The sequence below is a fragment of the Sphingomonas azotifigens NBRC 15497 genome, from assembly GCF_002091475.1.
Classification (GTDB): domain Bacteria; phylum Pseudomonadota; class Alphaproteobacteria; order Sphingomonadales; family Sphingomonadaceae; genus Sphingomonas; species Sphingomonas azotifigens.
In genome coordinates this window covers 1-8,735 of sequence record NZ_BCTR01000100.1, presented here as the reverse complement: position 1 = coordinate 8,735, position 8,735 = coordinate 1, and the positions used below count along the sequence as shown (strand labels likewise).

8 protein-coding genes are annotated in these 8,735 nt (G+C 67.5%); 4 read left to right on the top strand and 4 right to left on the bottom strand.

What is annotated here, in order from left to right; genetic code table 11:
• Positions 1 to 202: 202 nt before the first annotated feature.
• Positions 203 to 1,102: a right-handed parallel beta-helix repeat-containing protein gene (locus tag SAZ01S_RS22590; protein ID WP_084584588.1), complete on the bottom strand. Its 900-nt coding sequence runs from the start codon at positions 1,100 to 1,102 to the stop codon at positions 203 to 205.
• A 113-nt stretch (positions 1,103 to 1,215) separates the two neighbouring features.
• On the opposite strand from SAZ01S_RS22590, the gene SAZ01S_RS22585 reads away from it, so the two are divergent.
• From SAZ01S_RS22585 to SAZ01S_RS22575, 3 genes are read left to right on the top strand one after another with little or no spacing between them, the layout of a single operon-like run.
• Positions 1,216 to 2,046 carry a TIGR00266 family protein gene (locus SAZ01S_RS22585; protein WP_084584587.1) on the top strand — a complete coding sequence of 277 codons (831 nt, stop codon included), beginning with the start codon at positions 1,216 to 1,218 and terminating at the stop codon, positions 2,044 to 2,046.
• Positions 2,033 to 2,602: a GNAT family N-acetyltransferase gene (locus SAZ01S_RS22580; RefSeq protein WP_245825141.1), complete on the top strand. Its 570-nt coding sequence runs from the start codon at positions 2,033 to 2,035 to the stop codon at positions 2,600 to 2,602. Before SAZ01S_RS22585 ends, SAZ01S_RS22580 begins: the two co-directional genes overlap by 14 nt.
• On the top strand, positions 2,581 to 2,841 hold the full coding sequence (locus SAZ01S_RS22575; RefSeq protein WP_084584585.1) for a hypothetical protein: 261 nt from the start codon (positions 2,581 to 2,583) through the stop codon (positions 2,839 to 2,841). Before SAZ01S_RS22580 ends, SAZ01S_RS22575 begins: the two co-directional genes overlap by 22 nt.
• Before the next feature lie 6 nt (positions 2,842 to 2,847).
• Here the strand turns inward: SAZ01S_RS22575 and SAZ01S_RS22570 are convergent, their stop codons facing one another.
• The gene (locus tag SAZ01S_RS22570; protein ID WP_245825139.1) at positions 2,848 to 4,266 is read right to left on the bottom strand and encodes a DUF7986 domain-containing protein; all 1,419 of its coding nucleotides are present in this window, start codon (positions 4,264 to 4,266) and stop codon (positions 2,848 to 2,850) included.
• Between the two features lie 58 nt (positions 4,267 to 4,324).
• Positions 4,325 to 6,301 (bottom strand): DNA topoisomerase IV subunit B, encoded by a 1,977-nt coding sequence (parE, locus tag SAZ01S_RS22565; RefSeq protein ID WP_084584584.1) that lies wholly within the window; start codon positions 6,299 to 6,301, stop codon positions 4,325 to 4,327.
• 153 nt (positions 6,302 to 6,454) lie between these two features.
• Between parE and SAZ01S_RS22560 the strand changes: the two genes are divergently transcribed.
• On the top strand, positions 6,455 to 8,143 hold the full coding sequence (locus SAZ01S_RS22560; RefSeq protein WP_084584583.1) for a radical SAM/SPASM domain-containing protein: 1,689 nt from the start codon (positions 6,455 to 6,457) through the stop codon (positions 8,141 to 8,143).
• Positions 8,144 to 8,264: 121 nt separating this feature from the next.
• On the opposite strand, the gene SAZ01S_RS22555 is transcribed toward SAZ01S_RS22560, so the two are convergent.
• On the bottom strand, positions 8,265 to 8,735 hold a 471-nt coding region (locus SAZ01S_RS22555; protein WP_084584582.1), incomplete at its 5' end, for a GcrA family cell cycle regulator.

Sequence of the window (8,735 nt, the reverse complement as noted above, 5' to 3'; positions counted from 1 at the left end):
CCCCTTGACGGGGGAGGATAGCGGAGCTTGGCAGCTTGCTGCCTAGCGGAGCTTGGAGAGGGTGAGCGGTTGCGGTGCAACCGCACGATTTGCGGAACGCAAATCGCGCCCCCTCTCCCTCCCATCGCGGGGCGATGGGCCCCTCCCTCCCCCGCAAGGGGGGAGGGGGGTGCGTGCGGATGCGATCTGTCGCCGATCTACATCAGCGCTTCTCGAACGACCGCATGCCCGACAGCCGGTTGTTCGCCACGATAATCCGCCCGCCGGACAGGTCCGCCACGAACGCCGGATCCGCCGGTGCGCCCGGCGCCAGGCTGGCGGTATTGCCCTCCACCCGCAGCCCGTCGGTCGGATAGGTCCGCGCCTCCGCCGCGATCACGATCAGGCCCGAGCGATTCTCCTTCGCAGGCCCCTGCACGAACATGTTCTGCGCGATCGTCCCTGTGCCGCCCTCGGACAGATCGATCATGTAATTGGTCTTGCGCCCCGCGCTGTCGTCGAAGCTGTTGCCGGTGATCGCCACGCGGCGCGCGCGCAGCTTGACGTAATGCCCGCCGGTGCCGCGCTCGAAGCGGCTGCGGGTGATCGTTACCAGCCCGTCGACCGACAGGTACACCGAATGCGCGCAACTCGGTGATTCGTCGCACTGGCCGAGCCCGGCGAAGCTCGACTGGTCGATGGTGATGCTGCGCACCGTCGGGTGGCCGCCGCCGAGAATGCCCTCCTGGCTGTCGAGGAAGGTCGAGCGGGTGACGGTCAGGTCGCCCATCTCGATGCGGATGCCGGCGCCGTTGCCGTCGCGCACCCGGAACTTGCGGAACACCACGCCGTCCACCGCCGATCCGCGTCCGCGCAGCACGAACGCCGCCTTGCCCTCGCACACCGTGCCCTCGAAGATCGCGGTGCCGGGCTGCGCCGCCTTGAAGGTGATCCGGCCCGCGGCCTGCACCGCGCACTGGTGGTACACGCCCGGCGCGATGACGATGGTGGCGGTGCCGTCGCGCACGCTCGCCACCGCGGCATCGAGCGTCGGGAAGCCCTGGCCGGTCTCGGCGATGGTGAACGGGGCGGCGGCGGCAAGCGCGAGGAGCAGGAGCGACATGGCACGGGCCTAGCACGGCGATGGTAAACATGGCCTGAGCGTGGCCGGCAGGGCTTCGCGCCGGGCGGCGCTTGGTGTAGTAGGCAGCTGCAACACGTTGTGGAGAGACTGTCATGCCGCCGATGAGCCCCTGGTCGCACAGCCGCCGCGAAGGCTATGCCGACGATATCGATTTCGAGATCAAGGGCCATGACCTCCAGTTCGTCGAGATCGAGCTCGATCCCGGCGAAAGCGCGGTGGCGGAGGCGGGTGCGATGGTCTGGAAGGACGCCGCGATCACCATGCAGACGGTGTTCGGCGACGGCAGCAACCAGGGCGGCGGATTCATGGACAAGCTGCTCGGCGCCGGCAAGCGGCTGGTCACCGGCGAGGGGCTGTTCACCACCGTCTTCACCCACCAGGGCAGCGGCAAGGCGCGCGTCTCGTTCGCGGCGCCGGTGCCGGGTGCGATCGTGCCGCTGCGGCTGGCCGATCTGGGCGGCACGCTGATCTGCCAGAAGGACGCCTTCCTCGCCGCCGCCAAGGGCGTGCAGATGGGCATCGCCTTCCAGCGGCGGATCATGACCGGGCTGTTCGGCGGCGAAGGCTTCATCATGCAGCGGCTCGACGGCGACGGCTGGGTGTTCGTGCAGATGGGCGGGACGATCGTCGAGCGCGAGCTGGCGCCCGGCGAGGAGCTCCATGTCGATACCGGCTGTCTCGCCGCGCTGACGCCGTCGGTGGACTTCGACCTGGTCTCGGTCGGCGGCGTGCGCAGCATGTTGTTCGGCGGCGAGGGCGTGTTCTTCGCGCGGCTTCGGGGCCCTGGCAAGGTGTGGATCCAGTCGCTGCCCTTCGCGCGGCTGGCCGGCCGGATGCTCGCTGCGGCCAATGGCGGCGGCCATAATCGCGGCGAGGGATCGGTGCTGGGGGGCTTGGGCGATTTCATCGGTGGCAATCGCTGATCCTGCAGGCGCCGCGCGCGGCACGCCGGTGCTGGCCACCGCGCGGCTGCGCCTGCGGCCGCGGGGGGTGGAGGATGCCGAGGCGCTGTTCCCCAGCCTGTCCGACGCCGACCTGATGACCTGGTGGAGCCACGCGCCGCACGTCCATGTCACCCAGACCCGCGCCGGCTTCGCCCGCAGCGATCCGGACTGGCGGTGCTGGGCGATCACGCTTGCCGAGGATGACCGCGCGATCGGCTATGTCGCGGTGGGCGAGAAGCGCCAGCGGAACGTCAGCGAGATCGGCTATCTGCTCGCCCGGCCGCACTGGGGGCGGGGGATCGCGGAGGAGGCGATCGGCGCGGTGATCGACCATCTCTTCCGCGCCGAGGGGCAGCGGCGGGTTTTTGCGGACACGGACCCGGACAATGTGTATTCGCGCCGGCTGCTCGGACGGCTGGGCTTCCGGCTGGAGGGGGTGCTGCGCGCCGAATGGGAGACCCATATCGGCATCCGCGACACCGCGCTTTACGGGCTGCTGAAGGAAGACTGGACATGCCGACCCCGCCCCGCCTGAACGACCCCGCCGAACGCGCCGCCTACAAGGCCGAGCTGAAGCAGATCGCGCGGCCGCTGCGGATGGGCGCGGTGTGGCTGGCGGTGTTCGGCGCGCTGCTCGCGGCGCTGCGGGCCAAGGTCTGGCCGATGCCGGTCGCGGTGCCGGCGGCGGTGCTGGGGCTGGCGTTCTTCCTGATGGTGCTGGGGGTTACGGTGCGGGTGAAATACCATCAGCGGCGGATGCGCGGGGAGTTGTAGGGCCGATCAGCGCCGTAGCGATTCCAGCCCGAGTTCGCGCCACATCCAGCCAAAATCATACTGCGCCATCGGATCGTCGGGCCCCTGCGATGCCGATCGGTTTTCGAGGTATTTCAGCCATTCCGCGACTTTGCGGCGGCCAGCATCGGTGGAGGCCATTGCCCGCGGCGTCTTGTCGTCCAGCATGCCTACAGGCAGGTCCAGCGCCTTGCGATAGTGCTGATCCATCATGGCTTGGACGAGGCTGGCCGCCTGCTCGGGTGACAGCTCGTCCGGTGCCGCTGCGTCCAACGGTCCTTCCTCCGCCCGGGCCTGACGCATCTGTTCGATGGTCTGGATCTCGACGAGCGGGCGTTCGACCAGTCCCTCCAGCGCGGCTTCCAGCAGCGCGCGACCTCGTTCGGCCCGTGCGGCGGAGGAAACCGACAGGCGGACGAAACGTCCCTTCATGTCAATATTGCCCAGCACCCGCGCGCCATCGTCCATGGCGACGTCCCAGCGTAGCCCATCCCGCCCCCGTGCGGCCGGGGCGGCAGGTACGGTTTCCAGCCAGTTCCAGAACTTCGCGCCTTCGGGCTGCAGCGCATCGATATCTGCCAGCCGTGCCGCGACCATCGCCTGGGTAGCGCCCCTGGCGATCGGCCAGCGTACCGTGTGGAACAGCACCGGATCACCTTCGCTGGTGTAGAGCTCCGGCTCGTCGGGGGCGAGCGTACTGCCCAGCGTTTCGAACAGCCAGGTCGAGGTGAAAATGGGAGCAATATCGGCCAGCATCAGGTCTGGGTCCAGCGTGTCGAGTATCTCGGCACCCTGATCCGCTAGCGCGTCTGCGATGGCGCTGAGCAGCGCTTCGCCGCCCTGATGGGAGAAGGCCAGCAGTCCGCCCGCAAGGATGTTCTTGCCGTTGACGGTGACGATCCGCGCCCCGATCCGGTCCCATGGTTTGAGCGATCCTGTTGCGCTGCGTTCCTGCACCAGCACCGGTTCGATATCGCGCACCATGTCGCGCGCGCGCATCGACTGACCCGGCACGATCTCGCTCACTTCATACAGGCTCATCCGCGCATCGCGCAGCGCCTTCATATAGGCCTTGGCGGGCGCCTTTTCGTTCCATCCTCGCCGCTTCAGATAGGCGTCGACCAGGTTCTCATCGTCCGGGCCGAACGTCCGGCTGATCAGATCCTCGAAGGCGCACCCCCAGATCGTCCCAGACCAGTGCGGGCCGAGAATCTCCGCCAACGCTTCGAAATCGAGGTCGAACGCATCCAGCGCCGCCCCGACATGCTCCTCCATCACGGCATCGAAGCGCGCGCGCCATTCCTCTTGTCGCAGAAACTTCATGAGGCGAGAGAGATCATGGGCGGACATCAGTGTTCCCGTGGTCTGATCTGGCGTGGCGCGCCGGGCAAGCAGGTCCGCGGCCATGCCATGAAGGGGGACGGTTTGAAATGCCGCAGACGTCTGCCTCGCTAACGCGCGTGCCTCAGGCGTCGATCACCTCGTCGTCCAGCCGCGCCGCATTCTCCTGGATGAAGGCGAACCGGTGGGCCGGATTGTTGCCCATCAGACGGTCGACCAGGTCCTTCACGCCCGCGCGCTCCTCATATTCCTGCGGCAGCGTCACCCGCAGCATGCCGCGCGTCGCCGGATCCATGGTGGTTTCCTTGAGCTGGTTCGGGTTCATCTCGCCGAGGCCCTTGAACCGGCTGACCTCCACCTTCTTGCCCTTGAACGCCGTCTTCTCGATCTCGATGCGGTGCGCATCGTCACGGGCGTAGAGGCTCTTGGAGCCCACGGTCAGCCGGTAGAGCGGCGGCTGGGCGAGGTAGAGATGCCCCTTGCGCACCAGATCCGGCATCTCCTGGAAGAAGAAGGTCATCAGCAGCGTCGCGATGTGGGCGCCGTCGACATCGGCGTCGGTCATGATGATGATGCGTTCGTAGCGCAGTTGCGTCGCGTCGCAGTCCTTGCGGGTGCCGCAGCCCAGCGCCTGGATCAGGTCGGCGATTTCCTGGTTGGCGAGGATCTTGGCCGAAGTCGCGCTGGCGACGTTGAGGATCTTGCCGCGGATCGGCAGGATCGCCTGGGTCTTGCGGTCGCGCGCCTGCTTGGCCGAGCCGCCGGCCGAATCGCCTTCTACGATGAACAACTCGGTGCCTTCGGGGCTGTCGGCGGAGCAATCGGTGAGCTTGCCCGGAAGGCGCAGCTTGCGCCCGCTCGTCGCCGACTTGCGTTTGACCTCGCGCTCCTGCTTGCGGCGCAGGCGATCGTCCATCCGCTCCAGCACATAGCCGAGCAGCGCCTTGCCGCGCTCCATATTGTCGGTGAGGAAATGGTCGAAATGGTCGCGCACAGCCTTTTCGACGAGCGCGGTCGCCTCGGGGCTGGTCAGGCGGTCCTTGGTCTGGCTCTGGAACTGCGGCTCGCGGATGAACACCGACAGCATCAGCTCGGAGCCCGTCACCACGTCATCGGGATTGAGGTCCTTGGCCTTCTTGTTGCCGACCAGATCGGCGAAGCTGCGGAGACTGCGCACCAGCGCCTGGCGCAGGCCCTGCTCGTGGGTGCCGCCGTCGGGTGTCGGGATGGTGTTGCAGTACCAGCTATAGCTGCCGTCGCTCCACAGCGGCCAGGCCACCGCCCATTCAACGCGGCCCTGCGAATCGGGAAATTCCTGGGTGCCCGCGAAGAAGTCCGCGGTGGCGCATTCGCGCGCGCCGACCTGTTCCTTGAGGTGATCGGCGAGGCCCCCCGGGAACTGGAACACGGCCTCGGGCGGCGTATCGTCGGTGATCAGCGACGGATCGCACTTCCAGCGGATCTCGACGCCCGCGAACAGATAGGCCTTGGAGCGGGCGAGCTTGTACAGCCGCGCCGGCTTGAACAGCATCTCGCCGAAGATCTCGGGATCGGGGGTGAAGGCGACGCTGGTGCCGCGCCGGTTGGGCGTGCCGCCGACATTCTCCAGCGGGCCCAGCGTCTTCCCCTGGCTGAAGCGCTGGCGATAGAGTTGCTTGTCGCGCGCGACCTCGACGACGGTGTCCACCGACAGCGCGTTGACCACCGAGATGCCGACGCCGTGCAGGCCGCCCGAGGTGGCATAGGCCTTGCCGGAGAATTTGCCGCCCGAGTGGAGCATCGAGAGAATCACCTCGAGCGCCGACTTGTCCGGGAAGCGCGGGTGCGGATCGACCGGCATGCCGCGGCCATTGTCGACGATGGTGATGCGGTTGGGCGCGGCGAGCGTCACCTCGATGCGGTTGGCATGCCCCGCGACGGCCTCGTCCATCGCATTGTCGAGGATCTCGGCGGCGAGATGGTGGAGCGCGCGCTCGTCGGTGCCGCCGATATACATGCCCGGCCGCCGCCGGACCGGCTCGAGCCCCTCGAGAACCTCGATCGACGAGGCGTCATAGGTGCCGGAAGGGACGGAGGGCGCAGCGAAGAGGTCTTCGGACATGCGGAACGTATAGGGGGTGCGGGCCCTGGGGCGCAAGGCGGGCGAATGCCCCGCATCGTGCACCGCGGGAGGCGCGCGTTAGGCAAATTTTTCCCATGTCCGCCTCGACCTGCGCGCTTCTCCTAAAAGAAGGGGAATGCAACGGAGATCTCGATGTCGTATGTAGCCGGAACGGATGAGCAGCAGCAGGCGCAGCAAACGGCGACTCCGCTCATCCCGGCGGAGCACCGGTTTTTCCCGGTTCTCAGCAACCTGACCGATCGGCTGGCAGACGGGCTCGATCATCCCGAAGTCTGGCCGTTGCTTGCCGAAGCGTCCCGGCACGAGGATGTCGTGGAGCTGCGCGAGCTGATCGCGCAATTGCGCGGCCTGCAGAGCGAGCGTGTAGAGAAGAGCCTCAGGCTGTTGGGCGGGTTCTTGCATGCCCTCTCCGTCGATCGCCATGACGGGGTCACCTATCTGCGCGCGATGATGGCCGCATACCCGCACTGTCCGCAGATCGCCGGCGCGATTTTCTTTCTCGATCGGCAGGCTGCGGGCAAATCGGCCGATCTCTCGAATCGTTTCTGTAGTGCGCCTTTCACCAAGTTCCAGACGCTCCTGGACGGCACGATTTCGTCCTGCTGCTCGATCTGGACGCAGCAGCGCCTTGGCAACCTGGACGATCAGACGTTCGAGGAAATATGGAACGGCGCCGCGGCGCAGGCGATGCGGGAAAGCATTCTCGACGGCTCCTACCGCTACTGCAACAAGGAGCGCTGCATCTACATCAACGAGGACACGTTGCCGTTGAAGGAGGAGGTGTCGGATCCCGCCCTTCGCGCGGTCCTCGAATCCGGCGCCACGCAGCTCGAAAACGGGCCGGACTTCGTCGTGCTCGCGCATGACCTTACCTGCAATCTTTCCTGCCCCTCCTGCCGCGACAAGATCGTCGCTGCGGACGAGGCGCAGGAAGCGCGGTTCGAAGTGATCGAACAGCAGGTGATCTATCCGCTGCTGCACAGCCCCAACAAGGTCGAGATCGCCGTGTCCGGACAGGGAGACCCCTGGTCCAGCCCGCATTACCGCTCGATCCTGCGCTACGTCGCCGATAACGAACTGGACGTCGCGCTGCAGATCAACACCAATGCCCTCCTCATGGATGAAGTGCGCTGGGCGCGCTATCTGGGCCTGGAACGCTATCGGCCGCTCGTGAACGTGTCGCTCGATGCCTGTACGCCCTGGGTGTACGAAGTCGTCCGCCGTCCGGGCAAATGGGAGCGCCTGTATCCCAACCTCGAATTCCTCGCCCGCAAATTCGCCGCCGGGGCCTTTTCGGCCTTGCACCTCAATGCCACGGTGCAGCTGGACAATTATCACGAGTTGCCCGGGCTGGTGCGACTGGCGCAGACGCTGGGGGCCGATTCCGTGCGCCTGTACATGATTCAGATGACGGGCAGCCATCTGGACGCCACCTTCGCGCGGAACAACGTCGCCGATCCCGCGCACGACCTGCACGAGGCGTTCCTGGAGACCTTGAGGAACCCGATCCTGGACGAGCCGGTCGCGCATTTGTACGACGTGGCGCACTGGCGTGCACATGCGTTCGAGGCGACGTTGCCGTCGGACGCGCTGGGTACGGACTATGGCCGTGCGGATCTGATCGAGGCGATTCGCGATGCAGCGGCCGATCCGTTGCGGCGCGTGGCGCTATGTGCGGCCGGCCGCATCCGGTTCCCCGATGATGCCGAACTGCTGTGGATAGAGGCGACCAGCTTGCGCGACGCCGGCTTCCCCCAGCAGGCAGACTATCGGCTCGCAGAGGCGGCGGCGCTGGGCCGCGAAGCCGTGGTGATGCACTGAGATAATTCTGCTGGCGGTGGCGCGCCGCCGGGCCGTTCGTGTCACGCGAAAGCGGCCGGCAAACGCAATGTTGCCGGCCGCTTTTTGCGGGATCGATCGCCGACCCCGGGAGGGGGGTGCCTCAGCGCGGCCGCGGCGTGCCGCCGAACGGCATCGGCGGGGCGGGGCGACGGTCGCGGCGCGGCAGCTGCGCCTGATAGGCGTGGCCGCAATGGTCGACGCAGTAGGGGAAGCCCGGGTTCACCTTCTCGCCGCAGAAGTGGAAGTCCGGCTCGCCGGGATGGCCGAGCGGCCATTTGCAGATCTTGTCGTTCAGATCGAGCAGCGTCGTCTTGCCGGCGATCGCCTCGCTCGGCTTGGCGGGGACGAGGCGGCGCGGCGGGGCCGGGGCGCTCGGCGGGGCCTGCTCGCCCGGGTTCTGGCGGATGAAGCCGCCCGGGCCGACCGACCGCAGCACGGGCTGCGGTGCGCGCGGCGCTTCGGGCTCGTCATCGTCGATGGCGGGCGCGGGGGCTGCCGGCGCGGGTGCCGCCGGACGCGGAGCCGGGGCCGGCGCGGCCGCCTGGGGGCGCGGTGCGGCGGGCGCCGGGGC

Excerpts from the sequence above, each read along its gene's own strand:
- SAZ01S_RS22590 (WP_084584588.1), bottom strand. The coding sequence starts at position 1,102 with ATGTCGCTCCTGCTCCTCGCGCTTGCCGCCGCCGCCCCGTTCACCATC.
- SAZ01S_RS22585 (WP_084584587.1), top strand. The coding sequence starts at position 1,216 with ATGCCGCCGATGAGCCCCTGGTCGCACAGCCGCCGCGAAGGCTATGCC.
- SAZ01S_RS22575 (WP_084584585.1), top strand. The coding sequence starts at position 2,581 with ATGCCGACCCCGCCCCGCCTGAACGACCCCGCCGAACGCGCCGCCTAC.
- SAZ01S_RS22570 (WP_245825139.1), bottom strand. The coding sequence starts at position 4,266 with ATGGCCGCGGACCTGCTTGCCCGGCGCGCCACGCCAGATCAGACCACG.
- parE (WP_084584584.1), bottom strand. The coding sequence starts at position 6,301 with ATGTCCGAAGACCTCTTCGCTGCGCCCTCCGTCCCTTCCGGCACCTAT.
- SAZ01S_RS22560 (WP_084584583.1), top strand. The coding sequence starts at position 6,455 with ATGTCGTATGTAGCCGGAACGGATGAGCAGCAGCAGGCGCAGCAAACG.